The sequence below is a fragment of the Gammaproteobacteria bacterium genome, assembly GCA_029881255.1.
GTDB lineage: Bacteria > Pseudomonadota > Gammaproteobacteria > S012-40 > S012-40 > JAOUMY01.
In genome coordinates this window covers 149,535-167,023 of record JAOUMY010000006.1, presented here as the reverse complement: position 1 = coordinate 167,023, position 17,489 = coordinate 149,535, and the positions used below count along the sequence as shown (strand labels likewise).

Genomic DNA, 17,489 nt, shown 5'->3' with positions numbered 1-17,489 from the left:
GATGAAAACCACGGATTCGCCACGCATCACCTATCTTAAAGACTACCAACCGTCCAATTTCCTGATCGATCACGTGCAACTGACATTTGAATTGGGTGAGGAACAGACGAGGGTTACGGCCTTGAGTCACGTCAAGCGCAATCCCCTCTATCAGGGCACTGACACGAGTTTGTTTTTATATGGAACCGAATTGCAACTGGCGCAGATTTCGATCAATGGTGACGAATTAGCTGAAAGTGGGTATTCACAAAACGCTGAAGGAATCACGCTCAATAGCGTACCGGAAGAATTTCATTTACAGATTGCAACGCTGATTGAGCCTCAGAACAACACCACTCTCGAAGGTTTATATAAATCCAGTGGTATGTTTTGCACCCAATGTGAGGCCGAAGGGTTTCGCCGCATTACGTATTTTCTCGACAGACCGGATGTGATGGCGTTTTACACCACCACAGTAATTGCCGATCGCGAAAAGTATCCCGTATTACTATCCAATGGCAATCGAGTGGACGAAGGGGTGTTTGATGATGGTCGTCATTGGGTGAAATGGCATGACCCCTACCGTAAACCCAGTTATCTGTTCGCTCTGGTTGCTGGCGATTTGCTGCACCAGGAAGATACCTTTGTTACCCGCTCCGGCCGCGAAGTGGTTTTACAGATCTTTGTTGAGAAGGCAAATATAGACAAAACCGCCCACGCGATGTTGGCACTGAAGAAGGCCATGAAATGGGATGAAGAGGTATTTGGTCTGCAATATGATCTGGATATTTACATGATCGTCGCGGTGAATGACTTCAATATGGGCGCGATGGAAAACAAGGGACTAAATATTTTCAATTCCTCTTGCGTGTTGGCGCGTTCCGACACGGCCACGGATGCAGATTTTGAAAATATCGAAGCCATTATCGCACATGAATATTTTCACAACTGGACGGGAAATCGCGTCACTTGCCGCGATTGGTTTCAGTTGAGTTTGAAAGAAGGATTGACAGTTTTTCGCGACGAGGAATTTACCTCCGATGTTATGTCGCGTCCGGTGAAACGTATTGCGGATGTGAACGTATTGCGCACAGCACAATTTCCACAAGACGCCGGGCCCATGGCCCATCCGGTACGACCGGACTCTTTTATCGACATTAGTAACTTCTACACTGTGACCGTGTATAACAAGGGCGCCGAAGTCGTGCGCATGATGCATACCTTGATAGGCAAAGAGAACTTTCGCAAGGGTATGGATTTATATTTTCAGCGACACGATGGACAGGCCGTCACTTGCGATGATTTTGCTCAGGCCATGCAGGACGCCAGCGGAGTCGATCTAAGCCAGTTTAAGCATTGGTATAGCCAGGCTGGAACGCCAGTAGTGAATGTCGAGCGTGAATATGATGCCGTTAAACAGGAGTATGTTTTGCGTTTTACGCAGGCTTGTCCTGCAACGCCGGGACAGTCGAAAAAGGAACCGTTTCATATTCCGGTCGCCGTCGGTTTGCTCGATCATGAGGGTAACGATTTAGCCCTCCATGCCAGTTCAGGTGCGACTGTCATTGAAGGCAAGCAAATACTGGAGTTAAAGAACAGTAGTGAGGAGTTTCGATTTACTCAAATCAAACGCGAGCCTGTACCGTCACTGCTGCGTGGTTTTTCGGCGCCGGTAAAACTGGAATTCGATTATAGCGACGATGAATTGATGTTTCTGATGGCCAATGACAACGATGAATTCAATCGTTGGGAAGCTGGACAACGCCTGGCCGTGCGTATCATCAATGGATTGATCGGTGATCTTAGTGTGGGCAAAACGCTGTCATTGCGTGATGATCTTGTTCAGGCTTTTCGCAAGGTGTTGTTAAACGAACAACTGGACAAATCATTGGTGTCACAGGCGCTGATGCTACCAAATGAAATCTATCTGGCAGAGATGCAAAGCGTTGTCGACCCTGCCGCTATTCACCGGGCACGTGAATTCGTGGCAAATCGTTTAGCTTCAGCATTGCGCGAGGATTGGCAGAAGACGTATCAGTCAAATCGACTGGAAGGTGATTATGTTTTCAACGCGGAAAACGTTGCTGCTCGTCAACTGAAAAATACGGCACTAGCCTACCTGGTTCGTCTCAATGATGCAGATACCAGAGCATTGGCAGTACATCAATTCGATAATGCGAATAATATGACGGACGAATTGGCAGCGATGGGCGCGTTGGCCAATATCGCCTGTGGGGAACGGCTTGAGGTGTTACAGCGTTTCTACGACAAGTGGCAATACGATCCACTGGTTGTAGATAAATGGTTTGCTGTTCAATCACGAGCTGACCAACCCGATGCCATTGCTCAGATCAAGTCGCTCGTACAGCATCCGGCTTTTGAAATCCGCAATCCAAACAAAGTTCGTTCCGTTATTGGCGGATTTGCCTTTGGAAACCCGGTGCATTTTCACGATGTTTCCGGTGAAGGCTATCATTTTGTCGCGGATGCCGTCCTTGAGTTGGCCAAATTGAATCCACAAATGTCTGCGCGCATTGCAACTGCCTTCAGTCAGTGGCGTCGATTCGATACTCAGCGAGCGGATATGATGCGTGCGCAATTGACTCGAATTGAGCAAGCCGCGGGACTGCCGAAAGATGTGTACGAAATTGTGGCAAAAACTCTCGGGGATGTTTGATACGCAACCGGCTCTGGTAAGTGTCAGGCAGTAACCGTATCTTTGCTTTCCATAGTTGTATTTTGAGAATGGCTAATGGGGAATCGTAAGGTAACCGTAGTGCTGTGGCCAGGTGTACTGACGATGTCTATTTCTCCGTTATGTTGATTCATGATTTGCTTTATGATTGGCATGCCCAGACCGACACCGAAAGATTTGGTGGAATATAGCGGTTCGAATATCTGATCCAATACGTCCTGTGACATCCCGATTCCGTTGTCTTCGACGGATATCTCAATGTAATGACTATTTTGACGAGTGCTAATTCGAAGACGGCACTTGTCGTGTATTGGCGATGCCCGGCTGTCATTGAGCATGGCGTGGCAAGCATTTTCAATAATATTGATAATGGCGCGTCTGGCCTTATTTGAGTCAATTCTTATCGAGACCTCATTGAGTCCGAGCTCGAGGTCAACCATAATGCCGGGATGTATAGTTTGTTCTTTTACGACTTCTTTTAGCCATTCATCAATTTGGATATTTGAAAAATAGAGATTAGAGGTTCGAGCAAAATCGAGCAATTCATCAATAATGTGATCACAGCGCGTTATGTTTCGATCAATGCGCTCCAGAACTTTGGCTACACTTTCATCCTCGGTTTCTGCGAATTTTCGCTTCAGGATGTAAACCGCCGGTCTGATCGCCGCTAGCGGATTGCGCATTTCGTGACTCACGGTTGCCGTCAATTGTCCAAGAGTGGCGAGTCTTTCCCTGCGTATAAGTTCTGTCTGTGCATTCTCTAGTTCCTGCGTGCGTTCTTTAACCAATTGTTCCAGGTGTTTCTGAATATTCTTTTCGCTGGCGATGTTTTCCACGCTAGACCAGATAAAGCGCTCTCCATCACGGTATAAAATCATGCCGACAAGCCGGACCGGAACCAGATGCCCATTCTTGTGTCGGTACTCTTTTTCATATGGGCCGTATCGCCCCGTTTGATTAAGTGAATTAAGTTGCTGTTGTTCCATCAGGGCATATTTTTCTGGGGTGATGTCCCAGTAGCTTAGTTCGCTACACTCTTCGGTGGTGTAGCCAATAATGTTGGCATAGGCAGAATTTACTTCGATAAGATCACCCCGCATATTGGTGAGTGCGAGTCCTATCGGTGACAATTCAAAAAGCGCGCGGTTGTTTTGTGCCTCACGGGTCTCTTTTTCCAAAGCCTTTTTCAGTAAATTCTGGCTTGATTCAAGTTGTCTGGTTCGTTCTTGGACAACCTGGATCATATGATTAAACGCCGCAGCGAAATGTCCGAGTTCGTCCTTGCGTGAGTCGTCAAGTTTTGAGTCGTAGTCACCTCGAGAGACGCGTCCGATAGTGGTGAGAAATGAAGAAAAAGGCAAAGCAACTTTTCTACGTATAACTGAATAAAAAATCAAAAGCTCAAGCGCCAGCGAGAGTATCCCGGCAATAAGTATAAAGCTTGCCGTATCATATGCCGCACCATTAACCAAATTACGCGGATATACAGTTACGAAATGCCAGTCAGGGCCTTCATAGCGAGCTACAGCAAGATAGGCGTCTAACCCAGGATCGTCGATTATCATGGAGCTGCTCTGGTGATTTTTTACTGCCTCGAAGATATTCTTCAGGACGGGATTATTCATGTCCTGAATTAACTTCGGTTGTTGGTTGGTTTGAACGTGCGTTAACAGTTCGGGATGAGCAATCATGCGCCCGTCGTCGCGAAAAATAATATTGTAAGAACCTTCGAGGTTCACATTTAACGTGCGACTGATTAACTCATTCAACGTGACGTCATTACCAATGGTTGCTATGTGCTTTCCATTGTAATCAATTGGCGTCTCGATAGATGTCATCCAGCTCTTGCTGCCAAGGTCATAAAATAATCCCGTCCAGACCATTTTTCGATTCGGATTATGCTGTGTGTCAGCGATCCAAACATATTCTTGGGTAGTCATGTCAAAATCGGCGGGCAGATCGTGAGCCCAGTTAGGGAATTCGGGCCAGTATCCAATTAATACATTATTGGGCGTCGTGAAATATAGATTTTGAAAGAGATGATGCCAGACAGAACCATATTGTAGGCTAGCGTCGTAGAAAATTGTGGCCAAATGTTTTAGGTCGTTGTCGATAACAACGTCGCGACCCATGTAAGCAAAAGGCAGATGTTCTTCGGATTCACCAGTTTTCCGGTTTCGGGTCGTACCATCAGGCAGTTTTTCAAAGAGTTGATCAAAGCGAATTAAATGCTCTGGATTGGACTGCTCGCCAAGTTTTTTCAATATTGAAGTTCTCATGCTGCGGTGGTTCTCCTCCGCCAGCATGAAAATTTCACTATCGTTTTGCGCCCTTTCCTGGACATACCGTTCGAGATAATCCAGCGTTTGTTGTGAATACAAATCGGTAACATGGATATAGGTCAGACCCGTGATGAATATAATGAGCACGGAGACTCGTACAGCGATACTGCTGAGCGTGCTTTTTGCCAGTGTTTGTGCTTGTTTCATCAGTGGAGGTTCATAGGCAGCGATGGAATTAATGATTGCCGTTTGTAGTAGCAGGCATGTTATCAGGAAAATCGGTGTCAGAGGACAGGAATATAAGCTACTATTGGCACACAAAAAACGGTGAAAATGACGTGTTTTTGATAGTCAGACTTTTTATTATTCAATCCTGCTCAGTGTATGTTGAGTGATATACTGCGCCATCAATTTCGGGATGTATAAATGTACCAATTTGAAGCGAACTGTCAGCGTTGTCCTCGCTTAGCCAACTTTCTCAAAGAAGTGAAGTCGGAGAAGCCTGATTATTTTGCTGCGCCCGTACCCGCCTTTGGTGATCAAAAAGCCCGTTTGTTAATTGTTGGTCTTGCACCGGGCATGCATGGCGCGAATCGAACCGGGCGGCCGTTTACCGGCGACTTTGCCGGGATCCTGCTTTACCAGACACTTTATGATTTTGGGTTTTCCAATCGCGCTGAATCTGTTTCGGCCGATGATGGGCTGAAATTGCGAAATTGCCGCATTACCAATGCGGTCAAATGCCTGCCGCCACAGAATAAACCTACGGGGGAGGAGATCAATATCTGCAATCCCTTTCTCGCTTCTGAGTTACAGTCGATGAGTCCAGGCTCTGTCATACTCGCCCTGGGCAGTATTGCGCATAATGCGGTATTGAAAGCCTTGGGAGAGAAATTGTCGTCTTATAAATTTGCGCACAATGCCAAACACAAACTCGAGAATGAGTTAACATTGCTCGATTCATACCACTGTTCACGATACAACACCCAAACAAAGCGTCTGACAGAAGCGATGTTTCGCAAGGTGTTTCAATCGGCGCAGCGTTTGTTGGAGAAATAGGTTGGGCCATGTCGGAAGACGTGTTTGACTATAAGTCATTTCTCACCAGTCTGACTCAACAGCCTGGTGTTTATCGCATGATCAACGACAGAGATGAAGTCATTTATGTCGGCAAGGCCAAGAATTTAAAAAAACGAGTATCAAGCTATTTCACCAAATCAGATCAGTCTATAAAAACACGGGTAATGGTGGCACAGATCCACCGTATCGAAGTCACTATTACGCACACCGAAAACGAGGCATTGATACTTGAGAGTAATCTCATTAAATCCCTACGCCCTCAGTACAATGTTTTGTACCGCGATGATAAAAGTTATCCCTATATTTATCTTTCCACCGAGCAAGACTTTCCACGGCTGAGTTATTATCGCGGCGCACGCCGGGAAAAAGGGCGATTTTTCGGACCGTTTCCTGGGGCAGGTGCAGCCAAAGAGAGTTTGAATCTGTTGCAGAAACTTTTCGCTGTGCGTCAATGTGAAGACAGTTTTTTTCGTAACCGTTCGCGGCCATGTCTGCAGTATCAGATAAAACGCTGTAGTGCCCCATGTGTAAATCTGGTGAGCAAGGAAGACTACGCACAACAGGTACGGCATACGGAAATGTTTCTTGAAGGAAAAAACGATGACGTGATTAATGAACTGGTGCGTGCCATGGAGAATGCTTCGCAACAGTTGGCCTTTGAAAAAGCAGCAATGCTGCGTGATCAGATTATGGCACTGCGCAAAGTTCAGGAGCGGCAGTATATTACCGGCGAAGGACAGAGTGATGTCGATGTGATCGCGACGATGATGGACAAGGGGATCGCCTGCGTGACTGTTTTTTTTATCCGGGGCGGCAACAGCCTGGGCAGCAAATCTTTTTTTCCTGTGCATTCGCAACACAGCAATACGGCGGAATTGCTTTCTGCTTTTATTGCACAGTATTACATCGGTCGTCAGGGTGGGCGTTATGTTCCGAATGAAATTATCTGCAATGAGATGCCTGCCGATCGTGATTGGCTAGAGGCGGTTTTGAGTGAACAGTTAGGCCGCAAACTGCGTATACGTGACAAAGTCCGGGGTGAACGGGCGCGTTGGTTGAAACTGGCAGAAATCAACGTACAGAGTTCGCTTCAGGCCAGGCTTGCCGACAAGGCAAATATGTTACAGCGCTTTGAGCAATTACAGGATAGTTTGTCGTTGGATGAATTGCCGCAACGTATCGAGTGTTTTGATATCAGCCATACGATGGGCGAGGAGACGGTGGCCTCGTGTGTGGTATTTGACACCAACGGACCACTGAAGTCGGACTATCGTCGCTTTAATATCACCGACATTACGCCTGGCGATGACTATGCGGCCATGCGCCAGGCCTTATCGCGACGCTATAAACGGGTGCGGGAATCAGAGGGTAAACTGCCGGATATTTTGTTGATCGATGGGGCCAAGGGGCAGTTGGCCCAGGCGGAGGAAGTCATGGAAGAATTAGGGATTGATTCAGTGATGATGATAGGCGTGGCCAAAGGAGTGGAGAGGCGTCCCGGATTGGAGACGCTGTGGTTGTCGGGAAATCCCCAGCCGTTTATACTGCCGGGCAATTCGCCGGCGCTACACCTGATTCAACACGTGCGTGATGAAGCGCATCGGTTTGCGATACAGGGGCACCGGGCGCGTAGAGCCAAAAAACGCCAGCAGTCTCCACTGGAGGAAATCCCCGGGCTTGGACCTAAACGGCGTCAGGAGTTGCTGAAACAGTTTGGTGGCCTGCAGGGTATTGCCCGTGCTGGCGTTGAAGATTTATCACTTGTAAAAGGAGTGAGCAAGGATCTTGCACAGAAGATCTACGATGTGTTTCACTCGGAATAGTTGTTAATGAGTATACCTACGTTTCTGACCTGGCTACGTGTCGCCCTCATCCCAGTACTGGTGGTGTGCTTTTACTTGCCATTTTCCTGGGCAAATGAAGTGACTTGCTTTGTTTTCGTATTAGCGGCGATCACTGACTGGGCAGACGGTTATCTGGCACGTAAGTGGGATCAGACCTCACGTTTTGGTGCTTTTCTTGATCCGGTTGCGGATAAAATCATGGTAGCGGTTGCGCTGTTGCTGCTGGTGGAATTTAACCCGACGCCGGTTTTTACTATTGCCGCAGCTATTATCATTGGTCGTGAGATTACGATTTCAGCCTTGCGTGAGTGGATGGCGGAAATCGGTGAGCGTGCTCAGGTTGCGGTTTCGACATTGGGCAAGGTGAAAACAGCATTGCAAATGGCGGCGATCAGTCTCCTGGTATATCGTGAGCCCATCTTTGAATTTCCTGTCTTCGAGGTCGGTGTAGTGCTGCTTTATGTTGCCGCGGCGCTGACCATCTGGTCGATGCTGTTATATCTGAAGGCCGCCATTCCAGCTTTCAAACAAGCAGATTAAATTTCGTTTTGAAAACACAAACCGCTGATGTTGCAATCATAGGTGGCGGACTCATCGGCCTTCTTACGGCAAGAGAGTTAGCGCTTGCGGGCAAGCGTGTTTGTATTCTGGAAAGTGGACAGTGTGGAAAAGAATCCTCATGGGCGGGCGGAGGTATTCTGTCCCCGCTTTATCCCTGGCGGTATTCTGAGGCCGTTAATCAATTGGCCAAGTGGAGTCAGCCATTCTACCGAGAACTGTCTCAACAACTTCATTCGGAAACCGGTATCGATCCGGAATGGACGTTAAGTGGAATTTTGCTCCTCGATATGGATGAGCGGGAACAGGCCTATCAATGGGCAACAAGCTATTCGACAGCGATTGAAACCGTAACTGACGGAATCAGGAATCTCGAACCCGGTCTTAATCCGTCATATGACTCGGCACTGTGGTTTCCAGATCTGGCGCAGGTACGCAACCCGCGCCTGGTTGCAGCTTTAATTGCCTATGTAAAAAAACTGGGCGTGCAGATTTTTGAGTCTCATGCAGTCAAGTCTTTCACTCATCACGAAGTCAGGATAGTTGCTGCGGAAACTGACGCGGGATCGATTACCGCCGAGGATTTTGTCATTGCATCTGGCGCATGGTCGGCACAATTAATCTCCGATCTGGGTATTCGCCCGGCAGTGAGGCCTATAAAAGGCCAGATGTTGTTATACCAAACTGAGCCTGGAAGCGTGTCACATATGGTGATGCGAAAAGGGCGTTATGTGATTCCACGTCGAGATGGTCGGGTGTTGGTTGGTAGCACCCTGGAAGATGTTGGTTTCGATAAACAGACAACTGAGGATGCACGAGAGTCTTTAAAAACCGATGCGGAAAATCTCATTCCGATGTTGAAAACAGCCAAAATAGAAAAGCATTGGGCTGGCCTGCGTCCCGGAACACAGGATGGAATACCTTATATATGTAAACACCCCCAATACCAGAACTGCTATCTCAACACCGGTCATTTTCGCAATGGTGTAGTCCTCGGGCCTGCGTCGGCGCGGCATCTGGCGACGTTGCTTCTCGGGGAAACACCTCTGTTCGAACCATATTTATACCAATTATAGGTATTAAAATCGCTCTAGTTTCAATTAATTATAAAAATTGTAAAAAAATGTTCATTATTCCACTCAAGAAAACATAGGTTTTAGCCGATGTTTTAGACATAATAAAGTGTTGTTGGAGTGGAGGAACAGGTTGAAGCAGTAAGTCAAATAAAAACTGAACTTATGGTAGGGCATAGACCATGATGAACGAAGCAAGAAGTAAATCAGAAGTAATCGATGTATTGCGTAAACATCGAATTTCACCCACTCAGCAACGCGTGGAAATTGCGCAGATACTGTTGGCCAAACATCAACACCTCTCTGCGGAACAGGTTTTGGCGCAGGTCAATGTAGAAAGAGCTAAGGTTTCAAAAGCCACGGTTTACAATACTCTCGGTCTGTTCGCACGTAAAGGGCTGGTTCGTGAACTCGTAATTGATCCAACCAAGATTTTTTACGATTCCAATACAGACAGTCATCATCATTTTTACAATGTTGATACCGGCGAACTGGTTGATATCTCGAAAGACAATATTAGCGTAGGCGAGTTACCTACATTACCGTTAGGAACAGCCGCGGATGGCATTGAAGTCGTAGTTCGACTTCGCCAGGCAAGCTAAAAAATCTATAAGCGGGTGCTTGTCACCCGCTTCTTTCTTCTGTATTAATAAATCTCTCCCAAAATTCTCCAGGACAACGCGATACCGTGCCTATTATTCAGGACGTTAATTTTCACATTATCCGTGACAGCTACCCCAGTGGTTCGATTTGTCAGATTAGCTATCGCTACGAGCTATTGCTCAGCGTGGATGAATATCGGCTGGCAAACGAAATTGGGGTTTGGGTTGAGTTATGGGGAAAGGAAACACTGCACAACAAGTCTCTGGGAAGCGCAGGTTACGACGCGCACACCGTAGATGCCAAAGCCAGAATTGAAGCAAGTCGAACCTTTACCGTACCTTGCAAGATACTCGACGAAGAAATCGGCTATGATGAAATCTTTTTACGTCTTTGCGTCAATTCCAAGCTTGGTTCAACTGTTTGTAAAGATACTGACATCATCCGCGAACACTTTTAGCACGACATTGCTCAATTCGTATTGCCAGGAAGAGTAAAAGTTTCCAACTGGTTCATTTAGTGCTTTCTAAATAGATCATATGTTTTGGTTATGCACCTATTTTGGTGCTCTGCAGACTCAGACCTTGTGTCTGGGCGTATGCTTTATCCCGTGTCGAATTGAAAGAACTCTTTTTGAGCTTGTGGCTTGAATTCAGTTTTTGCGGATAATGTGGCTGTTGTGGAAAGTATTTCTATTCCATTCGATTGTTTGTGTCAGATGCATACTCTACTCAAGCAGGTTTTCGATATTACCCGTAGACAAAGATTTATTCGACCGCTGTAAAAGTTGAGTGTGGCGTTTTGGTATTGATTAGGTATTTTGAGTAATACATGACACAACTTGCGTGGAAAAAATTCGACGTCTATATTTCTATATGAACTGTAAGTCTTTCCTTGCAAAGGATGGGAATGTGAAGACCATAGAACCTCGTAGAATTGCCGTAGCAGATACCTTGTTTTGGCTGAAGGAGGCGTTAGAACTTATCAGTCGTCGTTTACTCGTTTTCATTGGTTCAGTCACCTTGTTTGTTGTTTCGGTGTATGTCGCGATACGAGCCGTCGTTCCTCTTATACCCGAAAGTCCATCATTGTTAATCCTGAGTATATTTCTAATATTTTGCGCCTTTTCTTTGTTTGTTATTCTGACAGATCTTATCGTCCTGGCCTTTTTATCGGACAACTCCTTGGCGGCGGACCCCGGCGAGAGATTACGTACGGTGTTGCCGGAACAGAAAAAATTATTACGTCTAGCATTAATGGCATTATTGGTTGGAGCCTCTATCTGGGTGACTTTTCTATATGTTCACCCGAGTCGGGATTTATATCAGGCCTGCGATAAAGTTTTGTCCAGCATCTTACTGGATAAGGACAATCCCATTTCCTTTATCTTTAAACTCACCGCGACAGTGTTGTATTTCCTGATCCTGGCACTGGTAGGATTGAGAACCTTTTTCAGTATTCCGCTGATTGTTTTTCATGATCTGAATTACGTTGAGGCACAGGCTTTGAGTCAGCGCGCAATCTACATCAATATTCAGGCAATCAGTATGGCCCTGGTAACCTGGATATTGATGTTCATGGTCTCCATGAGCGTCGTACCGATTGCAAGCGCGGTGCTTTTTCCCCTGTTTGGCGCCTATGTTTACGTCGCTTATCGACATGTTTTCCTAGGGCAAAAGGAAAATAAACCCGCAAAGGAACTCAGCAAAAAAGTAGCGCTGGAGTCAGCCGTTTATACCGACAGATAGACATTGAACTTAATGAATAGGTTTACCGGTAAAGCTTATTCGTCCACGCACCAGTCAATTCTTACCAAATGTTAACTTTTTGTTTTGGTGCATATTAATCCACAATTAATCTGCCAGCCCTAGCCTTTGATTCGGACACATCTGCATCTGGTCGACTAGGGGCGGTATTTTTTAAAAAACTACAAACGTGAGGGAAGGGTTATGGGGATTTCATTAAAGAAAACAATGCTGGCTATCGGCCTCGGCCTAGCCGTTTCGACACAAGCACAGGCGCTGGACACTGTGTTATATACCAAACTGGCAAACGACACCATCCAGGAAGCCAATTCGGGATTTGTTGCCAACATTACACATCTCATCAAAGTACAAGAACAATTAGTAGAACTGGGCAAGAAAGGTGCTCATGACTACATACAACGTCACCCGGAGCATAAAGATATCTTGGGGACTGTTGTTGATAATGCAGACAATATGATGAACATGAGTCTGGATGAGATCGAAGATCAATGGCACATGGGCAAGTTCATGAAAAGCAAAGGCCACGATCTGGAAAAGCTGGATCACTTCGGTGAGTTGTTCAGTCTGATGGACGCAATTATTCACCCGGCGACGTCTTATATTGCGCTAAAAGAGTATAAGCGTACCCGTAAATCTGAACATCTTGCGCGCGCTTCTGCTGAACTTATCGAGGTTGTGGAGCATGTTGCGCACATCGGACATGAAGGCGGCGGTACGCAATTCTCCAGTAATTAAGTTTTATCTTTTTCATTTCATATAGGGTCGGCAGCCGAAAGGTTGGCCGACCTTTTTATTTGGCCCTTCCATGCCAATTTTTCAATCATTAACAAGAAAATACGTGATTTCGCCATTGTAGTTTTCTGGCGTCTTGCCGATATCTGTTGAACAAGTATAGAAGTGGATTATTCCGCGACATGTGTGATGTCATATAGCATATTGAATTTATTGAAAAATTAATGAACCTAGCAGATTGGAAGAACGAGATTGTACGGTCCCCTGGCTATGCGTGGCTGGCAGATGACAACTATGTCGTGATCGCCGTGTCCGCGGACCTGGAAAAGCTACTAGGTATAAACAATCTCGCTCCGGATCAGAGTGACATCTTTGGTCAGGCGAACCAAAACAGCTGGACCCTGGCGTTGGCCCAGGCCGAGTCTAAGGGGCACTCGGTCCTCGAGGTGGATTTGTCAGCGGACAAAGAAAACAAACAATATCTGAATTTCGACATTTTTCAGAAACGCGATAGCGAGCAGGTGTTTTACATAGGCCGTGGTCTAGATGTTACGACTTACAAAATGCGTGAGAAGGTTGCTGCCAGTACTGTGCGTAAGTTGGAAGATCGCCTGGAAAGCAGTGTAAGAGATTTGGCGCTTGCCAGAGATAGAGCCATGGCCGCCAGTCGTGCGCGTAGTGGGTTTCTGGCAAACATGAGTCATGAACTACGCACGCCTTTGAATGCAATTATTGGATATAGCGAAATACTGCAAGAAGATTTGCTCGGAAATGAGCAATGCGAAACGGATCTGAAACGCATCCACAATGCCGGGAAGCACCTGCTATCGTTGATCAACGATATTCTCGATTTGTCAAAAATTGAAGCGGGAAAGATGGGTTTGAGTCTGGAGTATTTTCAGATCGACGCCATGCTGAATGAGGTGGTCGACACTATACGTCGTTTAGCCCAATCGAATGAAATTCAACTGGATCTCGTGCTGGATGAAAATCTAGGCGTTGCACTGTCTGACGTAACAAAGGTACGGCAGATTCTGTTAAACCTGATAAGTAACTCGATCAAGCATTCCAATGCCGACAAGATAGTACTGCGTGCCAGCCGCGAAAAGAGTCTTAATCGCGACTCCATTGTTTTTGTTGTCGAGGACAACGGTCCTGGAATGTCATCGGAAGAACAAAAGCAGATTTTTGAAGAGTTTTTTCGGGAAGAAAATGATGCTTCAAAAAAACTGGCGGGCGCAAGTCTGGGTTTGGTTTTGTGTCAGCGCTTTGCGCAAATTCTCGGCGGCAGTCTGGATGTACAGAGTGAGGAAGGTAAAGGGGCGCGATATATTGTCACGATACCGGTTAACTCTGCGAAGCTACATACCAATCAGATCGGTATGGAACTTAGCCTTGGTCCCAAAGTTGATCCTAAGAATGTTCGTTTTTCGGGAAACAACCCGGGGGTTGAGCGTCGCAAAGTCATAAGCAAAATTCTGGTGATCGATGACGATCCCTCGGTAAGAGATTTGATGGAACGCTATCTGACGCGTGAAGGTTTCGATGTCAAAGCAGTTGCCAGTGGTCAGGAAGGAATTTCTATCCTGTCATCATACAAGCCGCATATCATCACGTTAGATGTTTTGATGCCGGTTATGGACGGCTGGACCGTTTTGTCAGAACTCAAACGTAACCCGGAAACGCAAAATATACCGGTGATTATGGTCTCGATGATGGATGAGCTGGATCTTAGCTTCGCACTAGGTGCCGCAGACTATCTCATTAAGCCCATACAAAAAGACGTTTTGATGGAAACCGTGGTTAAACATCTGCGGGGCGGTAGCGAAAGCAAGGTTTTGGTCGTCGACGACAAGCCTGAAAATCGAAGCATTATTGCACGAACCCTGTCCGTACAGGGAATACGAATACTCGAAGCGGCAAATGGGTTGGAAGCATTGGATACCCTGGAGAAAGAGACGCCGGATCTCATTTTGCTGGACTTGTTAATGCCGGAGATGGATGGCTTTCGTTTCAGTGAGGAAGTCAGTCGACACCCGAAATGGAAAGATATTCCCATTGTTGTGTTGACCTCCAAGGATCTTAGCGCGGATGAGATCAAGCGATTAAGTGGAAAGGTGGAAAAGGTATACGAACGCCGAGATATGGACCTCGAGAGTTTCCTGTTTGATATTCAAAGCATGGTAGCGCGCAAGCTGCGCAAACAGGAATGAGGCTGAGATACAGAATATGAATAGCCAGAACGAACAATTTGAGCCGAAAATGGAGGCGATCTACACAGATCCGACTGAGCGGGAAGCGCTCATTATGGTTGTTGAGGACAATGAGAACAACCGTGATTTGTTGACGCGTCGTATTCAACGACAAGGCCATAAAGTCGTTGTGGCAGAAAATGGTCGAATCGCTTTGGACAAATTGCGTGAACAAACCGTGGACATGATTCTGCTGGATTTGATGATGCCAGAAATGGATGGATACCAGGTTCTTGAGCATTTGAAAAAAGATGAAAATTTAAAGAGTATTCCTGTTGTGGTAATTACGGCGTTGAGCGATATGGAAACCACGGTAAAATGTATCGAGCTCGGCGCTGAAGACTATTTGCCTAAACCATTTAACCCGACGCTATTAAAGGCGCGCGTTAACGCCTGTTTACACAAGAAATGGCTGCACGACAGGGAACTGCAATATCGTGAGTTCATTGAAGATGTAAACAAGCAACTGGGTGAGCGAGTACGTACTCAGGTTAAGCAGATTACTTCAACTCAAATGGCGACCATATTCGCTATGTCGAAGCTGGCGGAGTCGCGAGATCCGGAGACGGGAACGCATCTGGAACGTATGCGAGAGTATTGCAAGGTTATTTCCGAACATTTATCGAGTCTTGAGAAATTCAAAGGAATCGTTGATAGGCCGTTTATCGATAATATCTATGCCGCGAGTCCTCTGCACGACATAGGGAAAGTGGGAATAAGCGACGATGTATTGCTGAAAAATGGTCCGCTAACAGAAGATGACTGGCGAATTATGCGTAAGCACCCGATTATAGGCGCAGATACCTTGCGCGCTGTTGATCGCCAGCACCCGGGGAATGAGTTTATTAAAACAGGTATCGCTATTGCGGAGTTTCATCATGAAAAATGGGATGGTTCAGGCTATCCGTACGGTACTCGTGGTGACGATATACCGTTAGAAGCGCGTATCCTGGCATTAGGCGACGTGTATGACGCTTTAACCTCAAAGCGTTGTTACAAGGAAGCATTTAGTCATGAAAAATCGAAAGGGATTATCGTAGATTCCAACGGCTCGCATTTTGATCCGGCCGTGGTTGAAGCGTTTCTAAATATTGAAGATGAGTTCAAGCGTATTCGAAGTTTTTATGCGGATGATGAAGAGTAATACAGTGAATGGAGAGATCAGAATATGCCACATATTTTGTTAGTTGAGGACAATGAAATGAACCGGGATATGCTGCAACGGCGTCTTGAACGACGTGGTTTTTCCGTAGCCATAGCTGTGAACGGCGTCGAAGGCGTTGACATGGCCAGCAGCGAAAATCCAGATCTAATACTGATGGACATGAGTCTACCGGAAATGGATGGTTGGGAAGCGACCCGCAAGATAAAGGCAAATTCCAGCGTTGCCGCAATTCCAGTGATTGCGTTAACCGCCCACGCGATGTCTGGTGATCGTGAAAAAGCGCTTGAAGCAGGTTGTGATGATTATGAAACCAAGCCGATCGATTTCGCGCGATTGATGGAAAAAATTGAAAAATTTACCACGGTGTAGAGTTTTATTCAGAATTTTGGCTGCTCGCCAAAAGGGGCAGTCTGCCAGTTAATGGGGGCTGTCTGCGATATCGAACGCGTGGCGATACCTGCACTGGAGTCGGATAAATTGTCATAGGCCTGGTAAGAAAATGATGAACCGCCGCTCATCATTCCGCCACCACCACCGCCACCACCCATCATTCCTCCGGACTGGCATCCTTCACAAACCTGTCCTATCCAAATTACCTGTATCTCATCTCCAACACGCCAAGACACAGTACCACCTTGTGGGCCACTGCCATCCATCATGCCCCCCATACCTCCTGATCTCGGGAGAGAAGCGGAACCAGGGGAAGTAACGAAGTTTCCGGAGGTTTTACGCGTGACGAAGACGTGCTTGTCCTGACCAGTTGTCGTGACGCCGTCACCACCGATGAGCGTTGAATTCGTTACTTCCTGGCGAATATCGAGGTAATAGCCGGTGACATTTTCGTTTGCATCTTGCGAACTTTCAAATGTGAAACTGTCGATGTAGCCGACCTTGGTGATGCTGTGGTCCTCGAGTGTCTGGTGTATTTGAATGTCTGACCCTGCCCCGGAATTGCTCGCCCAGCCGGTATTTAATACGGAGACGCTATTTATGGTGGTTGTGCCGGGGATGCTCAATACCTGTCGGGTTGAAATTCCGCCCTCTTGGCTATTGCCCTTAACAAAGCTTTCGCTTGTGAGTTGTGTGCCGTCTTTTTGTTGATCGTAGATGATGGTTTGATAGTAGCGTTGACCAGAAGAGTCTATTAGCGTCCGTTGCATCATGCCTTGGTCGCTGATGGTGTTCTGGCAACTCGATCCGCCGGGGCATGAAGACGTAATACTACCCTGGTTTACAGACCAAGCGTCGAAGGGAACAGGTGGCCCTGCAGCAATCAGCGGAAAAGGCGATAGCAGAAAAATTGCCGAAATTGCTGACGCGACTCCACGCCAAACAGCCATAAAAAACCTATCGTGGAATATAGACCTGGTGGCTTGTTATCGTCCGATAGCGGGATTTTTTCAGAGATGGGTTAACAAGAATGCGAACGAGTGGTACGGGTCTTTAGCGTGAGTAAATATTGT

At 46.6% G+C, this 17,489-nt stretch carries 14 protein-coding genes; 12 read left to right on the top strand and 2 right to left on the bottom strand.

Annotated elements, in window-relative coordinates; all coding sequences use genetic code 11:
- Position 1 precedes the first annotated feature (1 nt).
- The gene (gene pepN, locus OEZ43_13310; GenBank protein ID MDH5546567.1) at positions 2 to 2,656 is read left to right on the top strand and encodes an aminopeptidase N; all 2,655 of its coding nucleotides are present in this window, start codon (positions 2 to 4) and stop codon (positions 2,654 to 2,656) included.
- Positions 2,657 to 2,679: 23 nt separating this feature from the next.
- Here pepN and OEZ43_13305 read toward each other — a convergent pair whose 3' ends face one another.
- Positions 2,680 to 5,163, bottom strand: coding sequence for an ATP-binding protein (locus OEZ43_13305; GenBank protein ID MDH5546566.1), 2,484 nt, complete (start codon positions 5,161 to 5,163; stop codon positions 2,680 to 2,682).
- A 219-nt stretch (positions 5,164 to 5,382) separates the two neighbouring features.
- On the opposite strand from OEZ43_13305, the gene OEZ43_13300 reads away from it, so the two are divergent.
- From OEZ43_13300 to OEZ43_13250, 11 genes are all read left to right on the top strand, one after another.
- A complete protein-coding gene (locus OEZ43_13300; GenBank protein ID MDH5546565.1) occupies positions 5,383 to 6,015 on the top strand; it encodes a uracil-DNA glycosylase in 633 nt (210 codons plus the stop codon).
- A gap of 8 nt (positions 6,016 to 6,023) precedes the next feature.
- Complete coding sequence (uvrC, locus tag OEZ43_13295; protein ID MDH5546564.1) at positions 6,024 to 7,859, top strand: excinuclease ABC subunit UvrC; 1,836 nt, start codon at positions 6,024 to 6,026, stop codon at positions 7,857 to 7,859.
- Between the two features lie 6 nt (positions 7,860 to 7,865).
- Positions 7,866 to 8,420, top strand: coding sequence for a CDP-diacylglycerol--glycerol-3-phosphate 3-phosphatidyltransferase (pgsA, locus tag OEZ43_13290; protein MDH5546563.1), 555 nt, complete (start codon positions 7,866 to 7,868; stop codon positions 8,418 to 8,420).
- An 8-nt stretch (positions 8,421 to 8,428) separates the two neighbouring features.
- Positions 8,429 to 9,514 carry a glycine oxidase ThiO gene (gene thiO / locus OEZ43_13285; protein MDH5546562.1) on the top strand — a complete coding sequence of 362 codons (1,086 nt, stop codon included), beginning with the start codon at positions 8,429 to 8,431 and terminating at the stop codon, positions 9,512 to 9,514.
- 182 nt (positions 9,515 to 9,696) lie between these two features.
- Entirely contained in the window at positions 9,697 to 10,113 is a 417-nt protein-coding gene (locus tag OEZ43_13280) for a transcriptional repressor (protein MDH5546561.1), read from the top strand.
- Between the two features lie 86 nt (positions 10,114 to 10,199).
- Positions 10,200 to 10,571, top strand: a complete 372-nt coding sequence (locus tag OEZ43_13275) for a hypothetical protein (protein ID MDH5546560.1) — start codon at positions 10,200 to 10,202, stop codon at positions 10,569 to 10,571.
- Positions 10,572 to 11,022: 451 nt separating this feature from the next.
- On the top strand, positions 11,023 to 11,859 hold the full coding sequence (locus tag OEZ43_13270; protein ID MDH5546559.1) for a hypothetical protein: 837 nt from the start codon (positions 11,023 to 11,025) through the stop codon (positions 11,857 to 11,859).
- Positions 11,860 to 12,060: 201 nt separating this feature from the next.
- A complete protein-coding gene (locus tag OEZ43_13265) occupies positions 12,061 to 12,612 on the top strand; it encodes a hypothetical protein (GenBank protein MDH5546558.1) in 552 nt (183 codons plus the stop codon).
- Between the two features lie 221 nt (positions 12,613 to 12,833).
- Positions 12,834 to 14,822: a response regulator gene (locus tag OEZ43_13260; GenBank protein ID MDH5546557.1), complete on the top strand. Its 1,989-nt coding sequence runs from the start codon at positions 12,834 to 12,836 to the stop codon at positions 14,820 to 14,822.
- A 16-nt stretch (positions 14,823 to 14,838) separates the two neighbouring features.
- The gene (locus OEZ43_13255; protein MDH5546556.1) at positions 14,839 to 16,005 is read left to right on the top strand and encodes a response regulator; all 1,167 of its coding nucleotides are present in this window, start codon (positions 14,839 to 14,841) and stop codon (positions 16,003 to 16,005) included.
- Between the two features lie 24 nt (positions 16,006 to 16,029).
- A complete protein-coding gene (locus tag OEZ43_13250; protein ID MDH5546555.1) occupies positions 16,030 to 16,395 on the top strand; it encodes a response regulator in 366 nt (121 codons plus the stop codon).
- A gap of 8 nt (positions 16,396 to 16,403) precedes the next feature.
- On the opposite strand, the gene OEZ43_13245 is transcribed toward OEZ43_13250, so the two are convergent.
- The gene (locus tag OEZ43_13245) at positions 16,404 to 17,366 is read right to left on the bottom strand and encodes a hypothetical protein (GenBank protein ID MDH5546554.1); all 963 of its coding nucleotides are present in this window, start codon (positions 17,364 to 17,366) and stop codon (positions 16,404 to 16,406) included.
- Positions 17,367 to 17,489 lie beyond the last annotated feature (123 nt).